General features: G+C 64.2%; 23 protein-coding genes. 8 read left to right on the top strand and 15 right to left on the bottom strand.

Annotated elements, in window-relative coordinates; all coding sequences use genetic code 11:
* Positions 1–27: 27 nt before the first annotated feature.
* From H8F27_RS16255 to H8F27_RS16270, 5 genes are all read left to right on the top strand, one after another.
* Positions 28–891 carry a cyclopropane-fatty-acyl-phospholipid synthase family protein gene (locus H8F27_RS16255; protein ID WP_197149494.1) on the top strand — a complete coding sequence of 288 codons (864 nt, stop codon included), beginning with the start codon at positions 28–30 and terminating at the stop codon, positions 889–891.
* A 198-nt stretch (positions 892–1,089) separates the two neighbouring features.
* Positions 1,090–1,299 carry a hypothetical protein gene (locus tag H8F27_RS16260; protein ID WP_197149495.1) on the top strand — a complete coding sequence of 70 codons (210 nt, stop codon included), beginning with the start codon at positions 1,090–1,092 and terminating at the stop codon, positions 1,297–1,299.
* A 41-nt stretch (positions 1,300–1,340) separates the two neighbouring features.
* Positions 1,341–2,978: an IS21 family transposase gene (gene istA, locus H8F27_RS17830; RefSeq protein WP_231596353.1), complete on the top strand. Its 1,638-nt coding sequence runs from the start codon at positions 1,341–1,343 to the stop codon at positions 2,976–2,978.
* The gene (gene istB, locus H8F27_RS16265; RefSeq protein ID WP_231596186.1) at positions 2,932–3,645 is read left to right on the top strand and encodes an IS21-like element helper ATPase IstB; all 714 of its coding nucleotides are present in this window, start codon (positions 2,932–2,934) and stop codon (positions 3,643–3,645) included. The genes istA and istB overlap by 47 nt, the downstream gene beginning before the upstream one ends.
* A gap of 386 nt (positions 3,646–4,031) precedes the next feature.
* A complete protein-coding gene (locus H8F27_RS16270; protein WP_197153662.1) occupies positions 4,032–4,415 on the top strand; it encodes a sigma-70 family RNA polymerase sigma factor in 384 nt (127 codons plus the stop codon).
* A gap of 31 nt (positions 4,416–4,446) precedes the next feature.
* Here H8F27_RS16270 and H8F27_RS16275 read toward each other — a convergent pair whose 3' ends face one another.
* Positions 4,447–4,584 carry a hypothetical protein gene (locus H8F27_RS16275; protein WP_197149496.1) on the bottom strand — a complete coding sequence of 46 codons (138 nt, stop codon included), beginning with the start codon at positions 4,582–4,584 and terminating at the stop codon, positions 4,447–4,449.
* A gap of 455 nt (positions 4,585–5,039) precedes the next feature.
* The gene (locus H8F27_RS16280; RefSeq protein WP_197149497.1) at positions 5,040–6,176 is read right to left on the bottom strand and encodes an IS5 family transposase; all 1,137 of its coding nucleotides are present in this window, start codon (positions 6,174–6,176) and stop codon (positions 5,040–5,042) included.
* Between the two features lie 20 nt (positions 6,177–6,196).
* On the opposite strand from H8F27_RS16280, the gene H8F27_RS16285 reads away from it, so the two are divergent.
* On the top strand, positions 6,197–6,580 hold the full coding sequence (locus tag H8F27_RS16285; RefSeq protein WP_255517770.1) for a LexA family transcriptional regulator: 384 nt from the start codon (positions 6,197–6,199) through the stop codon (positions 6,578–6,580).
* Positions 6,581–6,737: 157 nt separating this feature from the next.
* Complete coding sequence (locus H8F27_RS16290; protein ID WP_197149500.1) at positions 6,738–7,055, top strand: hypothetical protein; 318 nt, start codon at positions 6,738–6,740, stop codon at positions 7,053–7,055.
* A gap of 77 nt (positions 7,056–7,132) precedes the next feature.
* Here H8F27_RS16290 and H8F27_RS16295 read toward each other — a convergent pair whose 3' ends face one another.
* The 13 genes from H8F27_RS16295 to H8F27_RS16355 all read right to left on the bottom strand — a co-directional run bounded on the left by H8F27_RS16295 (position 7,133) and on the right by H8F27_RS16355 (position 14,558).
* Positions 7,133–7,471, bottom strand: a complete 339-nt coding sequence (locus tag H8F27_RS16295; protein WP_197149501.1) for a DUF86 domain-containing protein — start codon at positions 7,469–7,471, stop codon at positions 7,133–7,135.
* Positions 7,468–7,758 (bottom strand): nucleotidyltransferase family protein, encoded by a 291-nt coding sequence (locus tag H8F27_RS16300; RefSeq protein WP_197149504.1) that lies wholly within the window; start codon positions 7,756–7,758, stop codon positions 7,468–7,470. The genes H8F27_RS16295 and H8F27_RS16300 overlap by 4 nt, the downstream gene beginning before the upstream one ends.
* Positions 7,759–8,183: 425 nt before the next feature.
* Positions 8,184–8,411 (bottom strand): Nif11-like leader peptide family natural product precursor, encoded by a 228-nt coding sequence (locus H8F27_RS16305; protein WP_197149506.1) that lies wholly within the window; start codon positions 8,409–8,411, stop codon positions 8,184–8,186.
* 116 nt (positions 8,412–8,527) lie between these two features.
* Positions 8,528–9,082, bottom strand: a complete 555-nt coding sequence (locus tag H8F27_RS16310) for a collagen-like protein (protein ID WP_197149508.1) — start codon at positions 9,080–9,082, stop codon at positions 8,528–8,530.
* A gap of 180 nt (positions 9,083–9,262) precedes the next feature.
* Entirely contained in the window at positions 9,263–10,570 is a 1,308-nt protein-coding gene (locus H8F27_RS16315; RefSeq protein ID WP_197149509.1) for a right-handed parallel beta-helix repeat-containing protein, read from the bottom strand.
* 3 nt (positions 10,571–10,573) lie between these two features.
* Positions 10,574–11,224, bottom strand: a complete 651-nt coding sequence (locus H8F27_RS16320; RefSeq protein WP_197149511.1) for a hypothetical protein — start codon at positions 11,222–11,224, stop codon at positions 10,574–10,576.
* Positions 11,225–11,265: 41 nt separating this feature from the next.
* Entirely contained in the window at positions 11,266–11,574 is a 309-nt protein-coding gene (locus H8F27_RS16325; RefSeq protein WP_197149512.1) for a DUF86 domain-containing protein, read from the bottom strand.
* A 40-nt stretch (positions 11,575–11,614) separates the two neighbouring features.
* Positions 11,615–11,911, bottom strand: coding sequence for a nucleotidyltransferase family protein (locus H8F27_RS16330; protein ID WP_197149514.1), 297 nt, complete (start codon positions 11,909–11,911; stop codon positions 11,615–11,617).
* Positions 11,912–12,008: 97 nt separating this feature from the next.
* Complete coding sequence (locus H8F27_RS16335) at positions 12,009–12,533, bottom strand: hypothetical protein (RefSeq protein ID WP_197149516.1); 525 nt, start codon at positions 12,531–12,533, stop codon at positions 12,009–12,011.
* A gap of 2 nt (positions 12,534–12,535) precedes the next feature.
* Complete coding sequence (locus H8F27_RS16340; RefSeq protein WP_197149518.1) at positions 12,536–12,964, bottom strand: hypothetical protein; 429 nt, start codon at positions 12,962–12,964, stop codon at positions 12,536–12,538.
* A 3-nt stretch (positions 12,965–12,967) separates the two neighbouring features.
* Positions 12,968–13,918 (bottom strand): major capsid protein, encoded by a 951-nt coding sequence (locus H8F27_RS16345; RefSeq protein ID WP_197149520.1) that lies wholly within the window; start codon positions 13,916–13,918, stop codon positions 12,968–12,970.
* A gap of 74 nt (positions 13,919–13,992) precedes the next feature.
* Positions 13,993–14,340: a type II toxin-antitoxin system PemK/MazF family toxin gene (locus H8F27_RS16350; RefSeq protein WP_197149522.1), complete on the bottom strand. Its 348-nt coding sequence runs from the start codon at positions 14,338–14,340 to the stop codon at positions 13,993–13,995.
* Positions 14,340–14,558 carry a hypothetical protein gene (locus H8F27_RS16355; RefSeq protein WP_197149523.1) on the bottom strand — a complete coding sequence of 73 codons (219 nt, stop codon included), beginning with the start codon at positions 14,556–14,558 and terminating at the stop codon, positions 14,340–14,342. Before H8F27_RS16355 ends, H8F27_RS16350 begins: the two co-directional genes overlap by 1 nt.
* 233 nt (positions 14,559–14,791) lie before the next feature.
* Between H8F27_RS16355 and H8F27_RS16360 the strand changes: the two genes are divergently transcribed.
* Entirely contained in the window at positions 14,792–15,538 is a 747-nt protein-coding gene (locus H8F27_RS16360) for a C39 family peptidase (protein WP_197149525.1), read from the top strand.
* Positions 15,539–15,568 lie beyond the last annotated feature (30 nt).

Consider the following 15,568-nt stretch of genomic DNA (forward strand, 5'->3'; position numbering starts at 1 on the left):
CTCCAGCTGGATAAGGCCTCAGTACGCATGGACATCCTTTCCCACGGTCACAGCATCACCTCGACGGCCGGGGAGACTCCCTCGAACGTGGCCCGGCTGCGGGCGGAGCTCAGCGAGTTTGAGCTGGGCCGGTACCTGCTCAACAATCTGGGCCTGAACGGTCAGTGGACCTCCTACGTGCTGCTGTACCCCGAACGCGGCTCACAAACCCGGCTCAGCAGTGATGGATCGCCCCTGGGTGACCTGGAGACTTGGTTGCTGGAGCGCTGTCCGCTCCTGCTGGCGACGCAGCAGCGCTTCTCTCTCATGGGTGGGCTGACCCAGCCGTTGCTGCGATCCGGCATGCAACTCGCCTCCTTGCCATCGGGGCTGATGGACGACCTGCTGACACTGGACTACGCGGCATGCCATGACGTCAGCCTCACCGCCATTGATCTCGATGCCAAGGCGCTGGACGCTGCGCTGCGCAACCACAGCGAGCGTCACACCCCCGTGGCCATGGCGTGCGAACAGCGGGATGCCTGGCAACTGGGCTGCCAGGGGCGCTGGGATCTGATCACCAGCAACGGCCTGAACATCTACGTCGACGACGACCAGCTCTGCACAGCCTTTTACCGCCAGGTGGCCGAGGCCCTGCGGCCAGAGGGGGTGTTCATCGTCAGTTTCATCACCCCGCCCGATCATTGGAAGCCCTACTCGCGGGCCGACCTAGAGCAGCAGCGCCTGCTGTTCCAAGATGTTGTGCCGGTGCGCTGGATGTGCCACCGGGATGAGACCACCACCCGTGCACAGCTGGCCGAGGCCGGCTTGGAGGTGATCAGCGTGCACTACGACGAGCAGCGCATGTTCCCGGCCGTGTTGGCTCGCAAGCACGGCTCTGCCCTGCTGTAGCCGAGGGATGCCTGCTCAAGGTTGGTTTGCCCCGCAGCATTAGCGGCGATTGGCTTGCCACCAGGCCGTCAAACAGCCACCTTCATCCCTCGGCCAGTCCTCGCGCCGCGTCAAGGATCAGGCCATGCGCCCCGTTGGGGCGTCCTTGTCACATCCCTGCGGCTGGCCGTTGGGGGTGGGGTTCTCTGCCGTCCCCAGATGGCTGCCCCGCTTTCCCGCTCTGCCCTCCGTGCCCGCGATGCCCTGGTGCTCCAGCACCTCTCCCTGGCTGATGCCGTTGCCTCAGCTGTAGCCCGCCGCTTCTTCCCTTTGGTCGAGCGGGAGGATCTGATCCAGGTAGCCAGAGAAGCCTTGCTCCGCACTGTGATGCGCTGCAAAGCAGGTGAGCCGGCTGTCCGCCGACAATGAAGTTGGCCGGTCGGCGACAAGCTCGTTGGCCGGTGGGGTGAGTGCTGGAGACCCTGGTGCCGATGCGCAGGGACCAGGTGATGCCGGCACCACTGACAAGCCACCAACGCAATCTGTTCATGACGAAACGACGAGGCGGCAGCAGCCAGGAGGCTGCTGCCGCGGCGGCGGGCATCTCAGTGCGCAGTGCTCGCCGGATTGAATGCAATCAGCTGCAGCCGCGGGCGAACCAGCCCCGTGGCCGCACCCGCCCCGATCCGCTGGTAGGGGTATGGGAGGAGGAGCTGGTGCCGTTGCTGCAGCGCTCACCCGCGCTGACGCCGATCACGCTCCTGGAGCATCTGCAGCAGCAGAAACCTGATGTGGACTGGATTCCGCTACAGCGCACCCTGCAGCGCCGGGTGCGGGAGTGGAAGGCACTGCACGGCCCGGCGCCGGAGGTGATCTTCCCTTTGAGCTATGAGCCTGGCGAAATTGCCTTCTGTGACTTCACCCAGCTCAAGGGGGTGGAGGTGACGATCGCCGGCCAGGTGTTCCCCCATCTGCTGTTCCACTACCGCCTGGCCTGGAGCGGCTGGAGCTATGCGCAGGTGGTCCAGGGCGGCGAGAGTTTTGCAGCCCTCTCCGAGGGTCTGCAGAACGCTCTGGCTGCCTGCGGCGGGGTGCCAGGTGAACTGCGCACCGACCGGTTATCAGCAGCGTGCCGTAACCGCAACGGCAGTTTCAGCTCCGACATCACCCGCCGTTATCACGCCCTCTGCAGCCACTACAGCCTGGCCTACAGCCGCAACAACCTGGGGGTGGCGCATGAGAACGGCCGTGTGGAGAGTCCCCATGGCCATCTCAAGCGGCGGATCGAGCAGGCGTTGCTGCTGCGCGGCAGCAGTGATTTCGAGTCGCTGGCTGAATACCAGGCTTTTCTGGCCGCGGTGATTGACCAGTACAACAGGCCGCGCCTGATCCGGCTGGAGCAGGAGCAGGCGGCGCTGCGGCCACTACCGCGGTTTCGTTTTGCCGACTACGACATTGAACAGCTCACGGTGCGGCGCACCAGCACGATCGAGGTACGCAGAGTCGTGTATTCGGTGCCGCCGCGGCTGATCGACCAGCGGCTGACGGTGCGGATCTTCCACGACCGGCTGCAGCTGCTTCTGGGCCGGCAGATCGCCTGCGAACTGGAGCGGCGCCACGGCGGTGTCGAGCGTCATGGGCGGGCGTGGAGCATCGATCTGGAGCACCTGATCGATGCGCTCAGGCGAAAACCCCGGGCATTGCTGCACTGCAGTTACCAGCGGGAGCTGTTCCCCGATGAGCGCTGGTGGCAGCTGTGGCAGCAGCTGCGCAATGGCGGTGACCGTGACGCCGCCGCCCGATTGATGGTCGAGGCGCTGTATGTGGGCTGCCGCCTGGCGGGCTACGAGCCAGTGCTGGGTTGGCTCGAGAAGGCCCATCAACGGCAAGGGCTGTCGCTGGCGGCGCTGCAGCAACGCTTCCGGCTGCCGCCCCATCGCCCCCACCCACCGCAACGCATTCCCCAACACAGCCTGCAGAGCTATGACGACCTCCTTGCCCTCCATCCCGCGGCCCCAGGCGGCGGAAGCCGCCCTGCCGATCCTGCTGCGACAGCTGCGGTTGGCATGGATCCGCTGCCACTGGCAGAGCATCGCCTCGCAGGCTGAGGGCGAGGGCTGGAGCCCCAGTCAGTTTCTCTATGCCCTGTGCGAGCAGGAAATGGAGCAACGCCAGCAGGCCCGCCAGCACCGGCTGCTGCGCGCGGCCCAGCTGCCCTGGAGCAAAGCGCTGGCGGACTACGACCATGGCGGCCGGATCGAGGCGCACCGATGGCAGGAACTGGAGGCCTTGAGCCGCCAGAGCGAGTGGCTGCAGCGGGGCGAGAACGTGCTGCTGTTCGGCCCCAGCGGTGTGGGCAAGACGCACCTGGCGGTCGGCATCGCCTTGGCGCAGATCGGCCTGGATCAGGCCTGCCGCTTCTATCCCGCCACGAGCCTGGTGCAGGAGCTGCAGAAGGCCCGCGCCGAATACAACCTGCCGGCAGCGCTGGAGCGGCTGGATCGCTACCCGCTGCTGCTGATCGATGACATTGGCTATGTGCGGCGGGATGAACAGGAGAGCAGCGTGCTGTTTGAGCTGATCTGCCACCGCTACGAGCGCCGATCGCTGCTGATCACCGCCAATCAGCCGTTCACCGCCTGGGATGAGATCTTCCCCAGCAGCTCAATGACCGTGGCGGCGGTGGACCGGCTGGTGCACCACTGCCACATCGTCGAGATCAGCGGCGACAGCCACCGCCGCGCCCAAGCAAGCCGGCGCAGCGGCAGCAAATAGCCACAGCAGCCGTAGAGAAGCGGAGAACAGCCCGGGAGATTGTCGTCCGGCGACAACCTGGTGCCGATGGTGCCAGACCCCGGCGGGGAGCTCCGCGCTGCCGGCGGACTGTGCGGTCCGCCGGCTCGTGCGCTCCAGGGCAAGGCTCAGCAGAGGTCTCGGCGCCTAACCGGCCAACGTGGTTGTCGCCTGGTGCCGATCAGAGGAAGTCAGTGCTGGCAATGGCTCGGACTGATGTGTGGCTCAGTTTTCGTGTCGCCTCCAGCGTCATCGCCCCCCAGTTGTCGCCGGCGACAACTGGGGGGCGATCAGTTCCCCTCACCGGCCAACTTGATTGACGCCAATCGGCCAAGGGGGTTGACGCGGGACAGCCGGCAGAGCCGTATCTGCGCCGCTGCATCTCCGGTGCCCTGCAGCATCACCTGCGCGATCGGGTGCGGCTGGTGCGCATTCCACGCCGGCTGCATGAGCAGGGCCAGTGCCCCCTGGGTCATATCAGCCTTGATGGCCACGCCGCTGGCGAGCCGTGCCTGCTCGATCAGCTGGCCAGCCCCGAGCAAGAAGTAGCCGGGCCCGCTGATGATCTGGCGCTGGAGCAGCTAGTTGATCAGCTGCCTGCAGCTCAAGCCACCGCCCTGCGGCTCACCGTCCTTGAGGGCCTGTCCCTGCGGGCTGCAGCAGAGCAGCTGCAAATCAGCGCCATGTTGGTGCAGCGGGCCCAGAAGAAGGCGCTTGAGGCTCTGCGGCAGCAGCTGGCGGGGGTGGGCTGAGGCCTTATCGGTCTATTGCTGCAAGAGCCGTTCAGCGCAGCGGCCCTGGCAGGCGGCGGATCGGCCGCAGCTGCGGCTTGAGCGGCGGCGGGATCTGCAGTTGCTGGTCGACCCAGTGGGCAGCAAGGGCTGCCAGCAGGCTGTTGCGATCGCCGTGGATGCGGAGCATGGCGTTGGCTGAAGGTGCTGCCCACCAGCCTGATCGGGCCGGCCCCCTCCGCCAGCGCAGAAGGCGACAGGGCCGCGCAACCAATGGCACAACCGCGGCCAGCAATGGCACCAGCGCAAGCTCCGGGAATGTATGTCAGTCCGCGCTGCTTCCTAGCGGCTCCAGATCAGCGCCATGCCGACCCTCACCAGGAGTAGAACAGCCGTACTGCTGCTGAGGCTTAGATGCTCGCCGACCTGCCCATTGGCGAACCTGTCCCCTACCGCCAGGGCTCATTAGGAGTTTGCGGAAAAACTGCCTGAAAGGCCGCGTTTTTCCCTCCAGAGAGCTGATTGTGCTCCGTTCGGGCTGAAATGATGCGTTTCAGCGGTTCAGAACGCCCGATTTCAGGCGTTTTGCCCCGTTGGGGCTTCCTGGAGGCCGCCTCATTGGCACACCTCTGGGCAACCACCTGTTCATGCCGCCGCCATCGCCGGTTTGAGCAGGTTGCCCAGCCGGATCAGGTTGTAGGCGATCACGTGCAGGCCAAACACCGCACTCACCTTGTCGGTGCCGCGCAGTTTGAATTGGCGCAGACCGCCCCACTGTTTGATCCAACCAAACACCTTCTCGATACCGCGGCGGGCATTGATCGACTTGGCGTAGCCCTCGTGGCGCGTGGTGCGGCCATCAATGGCGGAGCCACCAGAGCGGGCGGTGTTCTGAGCGACGTGCGGCGTCACGGCGATGCGACGCATCTCGGCGACAAAGCCCTTGGTGTCGTAGTTCTTGTCGGCACCGATGGTTTTTTGGTGGGCACCGGGGATGTCAGCCGCCATCGCTTTGGCGGCATCCCGCTCCCCGGTACCCACTGCTTGGGTAACGCGGCAATCGACGATCAGGGCATGGCGGTTGTCCATGAGCACGTGGCCCCGGTAGCTGGGTTGGGCCGGGTGGGAATTGGACTTGCGGGCCAGCAAGGCGTCTGGATCGACGCTGGAGCGGTGGGTCTTGTTGCTGAGCTTGATGCCGCGGAAGTCACCCTTGGCCCGCTTCTTACCGGGCTTTGGAGCGCCAAAGCCCTCGCCAGGGCCTGACGACGGTGGCGGTGGGTCCTGCTGACCATCGGTCCGCTCCAGTGAGGCATGGGACGCCCAGGCCTGCAGCAGGGTGCCATCCACTGAGAAGTGTTCGTCGCTGAGTAGCGGCTTGACCTCCGGAGCACCCATCAGCTTCTCCAGGAAGCGCCCCATGACCTGCTCGTTCAGCAACCGCTCCCGATTTTTGGTGAATGTGGTGGGGTGCCAGATCGGATCATCCGGGCTCAGGCCCACAAACCAGCGGTACAGCAGGTTGTAGTGGAGCTGCTCCAGCAACAGCCGCTCCGAGCGAATCCCGTAGAACGCCTGCAGCAACGAGGCCAGCAGCAGCTGTTCTGGCGGCACCGAGGGCCGGCCTTCTGCGGCGTAGAGCGCGCAAAAGGTGGGATTGAGCCGATCGAGGGCCTGATCCGCCAGTTTCCGGATCCGCCGCAGCGGATGACTGGCCGGGATCCGCTCCTCAATCGACACGTAGGAGAACAGGGAGCCGCTGCGCTCCCGGTGACCTCGCATCTGGGCTGGGCGGTTAATCCATTTTCGCGCAGGCTTGGTTTTTCAGCAAACTCTTAGGTGAGGACTTAGATCTCCATGCTGCTTTGGTTCCCAACCCGGTCTGCACTTTTTACATGCGGGTCAGCGGCAATCGCCTGCGCCAGCATGGGATTCAGGACGGCGACCTGATGGTGATCGACCGCAGTGTCGAACCCTGCTCCGGCCATGTCGTCGTCGTTGCCCACCAGGGCAGCTTCTTAATGCGGCCGCTGCTGCGCCAGGGGGAGCAGTGGTTGCTTGAGCCGGTGCGGCCAGGAGAAGTAGCAATTCCTTTGGACCTGGATGTCTTTGATCGCTCAGGGCTATTTGGCGTGGTGTTGCATGCGGTGCATCACCTCAACAAGCCGCGCTTGCGAAAGATTTGATCGCTCCTGCCTTGACCTGACTTTTGCAGAAGCCCTGCCCTGACTGGGCCTAGCCCTGTGGTGCTTGCTCCGGGTCCTCTCCAGTTTGAGGCCCTCCTGACGTCGGACCTCCGCTGGGATCGGTCCCATCGCTGCGCCACACCTGGCGCCGAAAGTCATGGCATCACTAGCTGCCCAGTCCAAGTTCTGCCGGCCAGAAGAAGATCCCTTCCTACTGCTAGAGCGCGCCTCACGCTCCATCGAGCAGCTGCTGCGGCGTGATCTGCCGCTGCGCCGCACCTGGAGCGAGCAGCCCTATGGAGAGGAGGAGATCACCCGCCTGGAAGAAGAGGTGCTGCCCGCCATCCGCCAGTGCCTGGCCCGGGTGGATGAGTTAGATGAGCGGCTGCAGGCCCAGCAGGAGTTGCTAGTGCTGCGATGTGAGCTGGAAGCCGGGCGCAGCGCCTTGAGCGATCTGCGGCCTGCTTTGGCCTGAGGCTTATATGCCGGCCCGGCTCCGCCGGGCCGAGCTTTCCACGGTGCCGCGATGGCAGCAGTCCCCCCCAGGCACTCTCACTCCGTGGGGGTATCAACCATCGCAGCGATCTGGTCCCGCAACCAGGCGAACTGGCGATAGGCCTCCCATACCTCTTCCAGATCCACTCGGTCATAGGCGTGGATCAACAGGTCACGCATGCCTGCCATTGCCCGCCAGGGAACCTCAGGATGGCGGTCGCGGCAGTCCTGGCTCAGGCGCTTGGTTGCTTCGCCTAGCACCTCCAGACAGCGAATCAGGGCATCCTGCAGATAGTCGGTGTCTTCCAGGGTCTGCAGATCGGTGATCGGAAAACCCAAGGCTCGATCCAGCACCCCAAGGATATCTCCGAGAGCCTCGTGGTCGCGCTCGCTCATCCCAGTGCGACGGCTTCCGCTTCCACCCGCTGTCGCAGGGACGGCTTGAGGTTGCGGCGGCGTATCAGATCCACCTTCTGTTGCAGCAGTTCCTCCAGTTCCAGCTTCAGGGCGGAGTGATCCAGCAGGCTGGTGCCCTGGGGCAGGTCCACCAGCAAATCCACATCGCTGCCGGCACAGGCCAGGTCACGAGCCACCGAGCCAAAGACGGCCAGGTTGCTGGCTCCGTACTGGGCCAGCAGAGCATCGATCTGAGGTGCGAGGGCCTTGAGTTCAGCGAGTTGCATTGGGCTTCCCAAGCCTGGGGTCACTGTATCCAGTCCCTTCTGGAAAGGCTCCCCCGCTGCAACAGCCCTTTGCCAGACCCAGGCCACCAAAGCGGCACCGGCAGCCGTTAACACCACCCCGAGCCATGCCATGAGGTCCAGCGGCTCGCCCAAAAACACCAAGGCCAACACCCCGATCAAGACGACACTGAGCTTGTCGAGCGCCGCTACCCCAGTCGCCAGGGCGGAGGGGCCCAGAGCCGTGAGGCTACTAGGAGGCAGGTTGCTCAGCTCCTGCCAGTCGAGCCGGCCGCTGGTGCACCAACGAACCTCGCTTTTGTAAAACCATGCCCGGAGGAAGAAGGTCTCATGCGCTCAGTAATTGGCACCCGGACTGCGTCTCTGAACCGTTCTGCTCGGGGGCCGTTGGCCTGGCAGCAGGCAGCTCAGCTGCCGCCTGCTGCCCATCGATCAGCACGATCAGCTCTGTGGGCGGCTGGTGCATTGCGGTGCTCCAGCCAGGCGTTCTGCAGGTCGTTTCTGGTGACGCGATAGCCCAGGCAACGGGCGGTGTGCAGCAGCTCCTCGCGGCTGCGGCACTGGCTCAGGGTCTGCTGGAGCTCCTGGCTGGTTTCTGCATCAGCCACCAAGCGCTCGAGATCGGACCGACTCATCTGGCTGCGATTGGCTGGGGGGCACAGTGGCAGATCTGTCCGCAACGTGTGGTTCGCTGAAGCACGCACCAGCGCGCTTGTCGATGCGCCCCTGCGCCACCGCTCTGCTCCTGAGCTCAGCTCAGGGTGTACACATCGCCGGTGGCGTTGTCCAGATACAGATCACCTGTAATCGCACCTGGGATGTCAGCTGCAGGAGCACCCGTGCTGTTGAACCAGCCGGTTCCCCGCTCGCCCGCACTGCCGGCCGGCCCATCGATTCCCTGCTGGCCCTGGGGGCCGGCCGGACCGATCTCCCCCTGCAGGCCCTGGCTGCCCTGGGCACCGGCGATCCCCTGGGGTCCCTGGATCGAGCCGCCACTCACCCAGCTGCTGCTGGGCGCGTCCCACACCTGCAGGCTGTCGTCGGCCTGGACGATGTAGGCATCGCCCTGGGCCGCACCTGCTGGCAGCTCAGCGACCGTTGCGACCTGGCCGCGGAAGTTGATGCCGGTGCCGGCCGCACCCTCGAGGCCCTGGATGCCCTGGGGACCCTCCGGGCCGGGGATGCCCTGCGCGCCCTGAATGCCCTGGAGGCCATCGGCTCCAGCAGGGCCGGCCGGACCAGCGACACCCTGTGAACCCTCAATGCCCTGTGGTCCCTTGAGGGAGCCGGCAGCTGCCCAGGCCATGGTCAAGCGAGCCAGCGGCCCGGCGAATTCTCAGATCTATTGCCGATCAGGAGGGGTTGGCCCATAGCTGGAGCTACCCAGCACCGGAGCCGTGATGCTGGCCGGCGGCAGCCGGTAGCCACTGGCTTTCGCTGCAGTGCATCACAGCAGCTGATGGGTTGGTGATGACGATCCTGCCAATCAAATGGTCTGGATATAGGCCTTGCCGTTGCCCAGCGTGTTGGCAGCCGGCGAGAGGATGCCGTCATAGATCGCGCCATTCAACCGCATAAAGCCATCACCTTCTGCTTTGGCAGCGCTTTCCCCATTGCCTGTCAAGGTGGCAGCACTGGCCAGGATGTTGCCGCCGTAACCGATATAGATCCCATTTCTCTGGTTGTTGGCGGCCGTCAGATCACCGCCATAGATGGAGCCGCCATAATTTGTCGAGAAGCCGTTCTGGTTATTACTGGAGGCGTTAGCGGCAGAGGCGAAAATCGTTCCGCCGTGTCTGATGATCACACCGCTCTGGAGATTGTTTGCTGCCGTTGCTCCTTTAGCCAGAATCGAGCCGCCGTAGAAGCAGATGATGCCATTGTTGAAGTTATTGGCTGCCATCGCATCCATGGCGTTGATCGAGCCGCCATGGCAGTTGGCAATGCCATCACCATTGCAATTGGAAATCGTGGCCTGGTAGGCCTGGATCGAACCGCCGAAATAGGTCCTGATCCCATCGCTTTTGGTATTGGTCACCGTTACGGCTTCTGCGCAGATGGAGCCGCCATAGCCGGTGGCGATACCAAGCCTCCCGAAGTTATGGACCGCCACTGTCTGGCCCAGATTGATTGAGCCGCTTGATGCTTTGTCGATATAGAGGCTCTGCTGGATGCGCAGTGGGTCCTTACCACCGGCCAGCACCCCATCGGTGTAGGCCGTTCCATCGCCGCGGATCAAAAGCTTGTCGACGGTGACACCGCCACCGAGGTCACAGCGCAACCCATCACAGCCGTTGAACTGCCATTGGCTCCGGTAATACGCCTTGAGTTTCGCGTCATTGAAGGATTCGGAGCTTGTGGAATAGCCCTTGCCACCACCGCCATTGAGGCTCGTGCCGGTTGGCCGGGTGCCGCTGGTGCTGGTGCCCTCGATGCTGATCTGCGTTCCCTGGGGATGGTTGAGATTCAGCTCCTTGGAGAAGGTGTAGGCCCCATCGGCGATTGAGATGGTGACAAAGACACCATCGGCCAGCAGCAGCCCTCTGAGGAAGGCCATGGCCCGATGGGGGCTGGCCCAAGGAGCGGTCTGGCTGCCATCACCGGTTGTGTCACTGCCTGTTGTGGCGACATGCAGGGTGAGATCGGCTATCAGCAACCAGGCGGCAGGGGTGTAGAGCAGGCCATCGCTGCCGGCACCGGTGATGTTGCCGGCGTCAGTAGAAGGGGTCGTTGGACCTGGCGCCCCTTGGGGACCGGCAGGTCCCCTGATGTTCTGGGTCTTGCTCCAGGGCATTGCTCAGTCCTCCAGCAGGTAGAAGGCGCCGCTGATCCCATCGAGGTAGTAGTCACCGGGGGCCGCTGCGGCGATGGTCCCGGGTGGGCCATCACCGTTGAACCAGCGGCTGCCACCACCACCTGTTGGGGGTGGTGGGATGGGTTCGGGCTGCCAGATCGGGCAGCCCGCCAGGCTCACCAGCAAGGACGCCGTGATGCCATTGCCGCTGAGTTCAACCTGGACCGTGTAATCGCTGCGGCCTGCGTAGCTGTGCTGCAAGCGAGCATTGCCGTCAGCGGCTGCAGGCCAGGGCAGGGTTTCCGTACGGCCATCACCCCAGTCCAGCGTCACCGCATTGGGGGGAGTCAGGCGCGGGTTGAGCAGCAGCTCGATCGGGATCAGGCCGCCTGACTCCTGGACAGCCGGCTGCCAGCTCAGCTCGAGGTCGGCAGCAGGGATCGGCGCACGGCCAAACCCCAGCTGCTCCCAACGCTGCACCTCATTGGGCGGCACCCAGAGCGGCTGACCCGGGCAACCGCTGGGCGGCAGCAGGCGGACCAGCTGGGCGCTGATGCCACTGCTGCTGATTGCTGGGGTGCGTGTCGCACCGAGAGGTGCGCTCTGTGGCGTCGCACCGAAAGGTGCGCTCTGCTGTGTCAGCGAGGAGGTCATGGATGGGCAGCGAGCCGGTGCGCGGTGCCCCAGCTCAACCGCTATTGCCGATCGCCACGCACCTGCGCGCATTGTTCCAGCAGAGCCGGAAGCTCCACCTGCACCACATCCCAGACAATCTCCAGGTCAATGCCGAGGTAACCGTGGATTAGCTGGTTACGCATGGCTACGATCTGCCGCCAAGCGATAGCTGGGTTGGCATCACGCACCTCCTGCGGAATACGGGTGGCCGCTTCTCCGATCAGCTCGATGTTGCGAAGGACCCCGTCTTGCAGGAGCTGATCAGCTGCAAAGACATCCAGGCTGAGATCAGCGCAATAGCTGATGGCACGGGCCGCAAATGTCTCCATATCGTGGAGATACAGCTGCCAGTCCCTCTGGGGGCCCCGCTCAGATGGTGATGGCATCGGCTTCCACAGCGGGACGCAACTCCTCCCGCAGAGCCTTCTCACTCACGAGATCCACGGAGCAGCCGAGCAGATCCTCCAGAAAGAACTGCAGCCCGTAAAAACGCTTGGCGCTGGCAGGGCCCTCAAAGGCGACCAGCACATCCACATCACTCGCCATGCCAGCAGCACCCCGCGCCCAGGAGCCAAACAACCGCAGCTGGCGCACCCCAAATTGTTCCTGCAAGTGAGGGCTGTGCTCGCGGATGCGACTGATCAACTGTTGCGTGCTGTCAGCCATGACGCGGCCCTGGAGCAGAGAACCATCCCGTCAACTCTAGGGAGCCCCTGCCACACCAAGAACCAGTGCCCCTGAGCAGTCATCGTGTAAGAGCAACTCAGATCAAGGGGTCATCCACCAGCGCATCCGGGAGTGGCCCATCGATCTCTGTCACGCCCTGGTATTCCAGGGCGGTGGCCTGCTCCACCAGCTCCGCCTTAGTCTGGCTGCCATCGAGCTCGACCCCATAGACGCTTGAGCAGTGCTCAATGATCTGGGCCTTGGTCATCGACTGGAAGTCGGTGCTCGCTGGGAGCGGTTCGGGCTCCGCCAAATCAGGTTCAGAACTGGGGTCGCTCTCAACCCCGGCAGGTGATGTCTGCCGACCCAGCTCTGCCATCTCCAGTTCTGGGTCTGGCTCTGGGTCTAGGGGCAGCTCTGGGTCGAGTTCGGGTTCCAGCTCGAGCTCCGGCAGCTTTGGTTCCGGCGCCGGTAGACCAGCAGCTGGTTGCAGCTGCCAGCCCAGGCTTTGCCAGCCGCCTAGGTGCACCGGCCAGATGTAGCGGTGCTCTGCTCCAGCACTGATCCGCACCATCCCCTCAGGAATGGCCGGATCACCCAGGTCATGACGCACAGAGGTCATCATCAAGCCGCAATGGTGGCGGTAAGGCCCACGTGCATCCCCTCAGGGGTCTCGGGGCTCACCTCCGCTTTGGCAAAGCAGACCGCCGGCAGGTCCACATCGGCTAGATCAGCGGCATTGAGCTGGATGTCCCGTCCACTGATGAAGGCCTCCACCCGCCCGCCTTCTGCTGGCAGCGCAACGGTGGCTGCAACAACCCAGCTGCCAATCGTGCCATCGCGCAGCACTGGGGCAAAGGAAACCTGTATCTCAACTGCAGCAGCAGAGCCAGGATTATTTGCCACCACCGAGAAGCGTGACGCCGCATCGAGTTTGGTGGTGAGCAGCACCTCTTCTCCAGAGAGGAAGGTGCGCTCGTGGTTGCGAATTGCGCTGCGGTTGGTCCAACCCACCAGGGTGGTCTCCGCATCCAGCAAGGGATTGCCGTTCATGGCTCAGTTAGCAGGGGTGATGTTGAAGAGGCGGCCAGCAGCGCGGCTCTGCAGCACGGCAAAGCCCACGTACCAATCGACGCGGGTGCGAAACACCGGGGCATCAGGCACCTCGCCCAGATCCCGCACCGAGATGCCATAGCGACCCTGGAAGGGGCCCTGCAGGCCGGTGACACCCTGATCACCAAAGGTGCAGCAGTAGATCGAGCTGGTGCCGCCCGCCTCGTCGTAACCCATCACCTCAATGCCCTGGGCATCGCGGTCGACCGTGACAAGGTCGCAGTCCTGGTAGCGGTGCACTGTCATCCCAAAGGAGTTGGTGCTGGTCTGATAGACCCCGCCGCCAATAGAGGCGCGGGCCAGGGCATTGAGCTGGCGGCGCATTGCCTTACTCATCACCAGCACCTTGCTGCCGCCGTAGGCGTTAACCGAATCGATCAGCTCATCGAGGCGATCAAAATCAAGCGGTGCACCAGGAGCAGTGCCGCCACCGCTGCTGCTGCCACTGCCGGCGTTGTCGATTGCCATCGCATCGCCTGGCTGCAGGCGCTTGCTCAGCCCGTCAAAGGCCCTTGGGTTGGCGCTGGTGTCGCCGTTGATCACCGTTGCCTCCAAAGTGAGCCGCATGGAGCGCACCTTCATCTCGATCTGGCTGGCACGGGCCTCAGGGCCCATCAGATCCACGATCGAGCGGTCCACATCCACGTCACCGCCAAAGAGGTGCACCGCTTCTGCGCGCTGGTCCACCACGCCATAGCTCTGGGTGTAGCCCTCATTGACGGCGCGGAAGCCCACCGAGGGGAGCTCCTGCTCAGCGGAATAGAACAGGCCGCTGCCGGCAATATTCATGAACGGCAGCCGGGCGAGCAGTTCGCCCTCTGAAAACGTCTTGAGCACAGCGAGGTGCTCGAGCCGGTTTTCGTATTTGGCTGCCTCGATCAGGGTGAGGCCCATGGCACAGGGGGCGCAGCCCCAAGGAGGTCAGGGGCTATTGCCGAGGCGCGACGAACTGCCCCACAGGAGAGCGTTCAGCCTTGGCCGCCGATCACCCGCTGCAGCACCTGCTGGCAGGTCGTCTGCAAGGCCAGCGGAAGCTGTCCGATGCGCCGTTTCACCAATGGCAAAGCCAGCGTTGTCATGCGGCTGAGCCGCAGCCTTGAGCTCACCTTCAGGCCGGTGCCTGAGAAGCCTGGATATTCGGCTGGGATGTCGAGCTCATCGCTGGCAGTTGGGCCGCTGATGTTGGAGCTGATGAAGGCCAGCAGCACATCCCCATGGCGATCACTGGTGGTGATCACCAAAGCCGGCCGAGGCTTAGCCGCCGGCCCATCCGTGAAAGGGAAGGCGACCAGCACGATGTCGTAGCGACTGAGCATCAGCCGGCAACGATCGCTTCTCCGTCGGAGAAGCTGTAGAGGTCAGATTCAGCGGCCAGGTCGTCAAAGGCTCCCCCGGCCATTGCCATCTCAGCCAGGGCACCGTGACTCAGGTCGCTGGTGTCCTGCTCCAGCTGCCTGAGCAGCCAGCGGCGATCGTCAGCCGGCAGGCTACGGATCACGGCGAGCAGGTTCTCAGTGAGCTGGGGATTGGTCATGGCCCCAGGCTAAGCAATCTGAACCGCAAGGATCACGAGCGCGGCGCCCTTCAGCAGCCTGACAGGTGACACGCAGGCCGGGCAGGCAGGCCTGGATCAGTGGATGGATCCTGTGCCTCCGCGTTTGGTCTTCTCCAGGGCCAGGGGACGCTGCAGGTGGGCGGCGTTGCTGGGAGGTCATGGGGCGCCAGGCACGCCCTGCTGCGGCAACAGCAGAAGAATGCTCTTCTGCAATGACCAACACCACCGGATCGGCCACCCCTGCTGCACAGGCGCCGTTCAGCGCTGAGCGCTGGCGTCAGTTCTGGGACAACTGGAAGGCTCAGCCCCAGCAGCTGGAGGGCATCGAGCAGTTGCGGCTCGCCGTGATCAGCGCTGACCCGGCGGTCCTCACCGAGGCGACACCCTGGCGGCAAACCTTCTCGTCGTCTCCGCCGGCTCCTGAGGCCCCGGCCCATGCCAATCCCCTGGCGGTGGCCTGGGAGAACCAGAACGACAACACTTCTGGCACTGGCTACCGGGAGTGCTTCTCCAGCAGCTGCGCCATGCTCGCCCGCTTTTGGGGCAAGGTCGGCTCCGACGACGAGTACAACGCCATCCGTGCCAAATACGGCGACAGCACCAGTGCAGAGGCCCAGCTCTCGGCCTTGAGGTCCCTGGGGCTTACGGCCAACTTCGCGACCAATGGTGATCGAGCAGCTCTGAAGCAGCAGATCAACCTGGGCCGGCCAGTGGCCGTGGGCTGGCTGCATCACGGTCCAGTGTCAGCACCCTCCGGCGGCGGCCATTGGAGTGTGGTGATCGGTTTCACCGAGGCGGTCGCCATTCACAACGACCCCAATGGGGAAGCCGATCTGGTGGCAGGTGGTTACACCGCCAACGCCAACGGCGCTGGCCAGCACTACAGCTGGAAAAACTGGCAACCCCGCTGGGAGGCCGATGGTCCAGGGACCGGCTGGCTGCTCAGCTGCCACCCCTGAGCAGGCAGAAGACTGACCCACAGGAGCAAA

The organism is Synechococcus sp. CBW1108 (genome assembly GCF_015840335.1).
GTDB lineage: Bacteria > Cyanobacteriota > Cyanobacteriia > PCC-6307 > Cyanobiaceae > Cyanobium_A.

What these genes read in the sequence shown, in the direction of transcription:
- H8F27_RS16320 (WP_197149511.1), bottom strand. Translation starts at nt 11,224, where the DNA reads ATGACCTCCTCGCTGACACAGCAGAGCGCACCTTTCGGTGCGACGCCA.
- H8F27_RS16355 (WP_197149523.1), bottom strand. Translation starts at nt 14,558, where the DNA reads ATGACCAATCCCCAGCTCACTGAGAACCTGCTCGCCGTGATCCGTAGC.
- H8F27_RS16310 (WP_197149508.1), bottom strand. Translation starts at nt 9,082, where the DNA reads ATGGCCTGGGCAGCTGCCGGCTCCCTCAAGGGACCACAGGGCATTGAG.
- H8F27_RS16255 (WP_197149494.1), top strand. Translation starts at nt 28, where the DNA reads ATGGACATCCTTTCCCACGGTCACAGCATCACCTCGACGGCCGGGGAG.
- H8F27_RS16325 (WP_197149512.1), bottom strand. Translation starts at nt 11,574, where the DNA reads ATGGAGACATTTGCGGCCCGTGCCATCAGCTATTGCGCTGATCTCAGC.
- H8F27_RS16300 (WP_197149504.1), bottom strand. Translation starts at nt 7,758, where the DNA reads ATGCAACTCGCTGAACTCAAGGCCCTCGCACCTCAGATCGATGCTCTG.
- H8F27_RS16335 (WP_197149516.1), bottom strand. Translation starts at nt 12,533, where the DNA reads ATGACCTCTGTGCGTCATGACCTGGGTGATCCGGCCATTCCTGAGGGG.
- H8F27_RS16280 (WP_197149497.1), bottom strand. Translation starts at nt 6,176, where the DNA reads ATGCGAGGTCACCGGGAGCGCAGCGGCTCCCTGTTCTCCTACGTGTCG.
- H8F27_RS16345 (WP_197149520.1), bottom strand. Translation starts at nt 13,918, where the DNA reads ATGGGCCTCACCCTGATCGAGGCAGCCAAATACGAAAACCGGCTCGAG.
- H8F27_RS16330 (WP_197149514.1), bottom strand. Translation starts at nt 11,911, where the DNA reads ATGGCTGACAGCACGCAACAGTTGATCAGTCGCATCCGCGAGCACAGC.
- H8F27_RS16290 (WP_197149500.1), top strand. Translation starts at nt 6,738, where the DNA reads ATGGCATCACTAGCTGCCCAGTCCAAGTTCTGCCGGCCAGAAGAAGAT.
- H8F27_RS16340 (WP_197149518.1), bottom strand. Translation starts at nt 12,964, where the DNA reads ATGAACGGCAATCCCTTGCTGGATGCGGAGACCACCCTGGTGGGTTGG.
- H8F27_RS16295 (WP_197149501.1), bottom strand. Translation starts at nt 7,471, where the DNA reads ATGAGCGAGCGCGACCACGAGGCTCTCGGAGATATCCTTGGGGTGCTG.
- H8F27_RS16260 (WP_197149495.1), top strand. Translation starts at nt 1,090, where the DNA reads ATGGCTGCCCCGCTTTCCCGCTCTGCCCTCCGTGCCCGCGATGCCCTG.
- H8F27_RS16350 (WP_197149522.1), bottom strand. Translation starts at nt 14,340, where the DNA reads ATGCTCAGTCGCTACGACATCGTGCTGGTCGCCTTCCCTTTCACGGAT.
- H8F27_RS16275 (WP_197149496.1), bottom strand. Translation starts at nt 4,584, where the DNA reads ATGCTCCGCATCCACGGCGATCGCAACAGCCTGCTGGCAGCCCTTGCT.
- H8F27_RS16315 (WP_197149509.1), bottom strand. Translation starts at nt 10,570, where the DNA reads ATGCCCTGGAGCAAGACCCAGAACATCAGGGGACCTGCCGGTCCCCAA.
- H8F27_RS16305 (WP_197149506.1), bottom strand. Translation starts at nt 8,411, where the DNA reads ATGAGTCGGTCCGATCTCGAGCGCTTGGTGGCTGATGCAGAAACCAGC.
- H8F27_RS16360 (WP_197149525.1), top strand. Translation starts at nt 14,792, where the DNA reads ATGACCAACACCACCGGATCGGCCACCCCTGCTGCACAGGCGCCGTTC.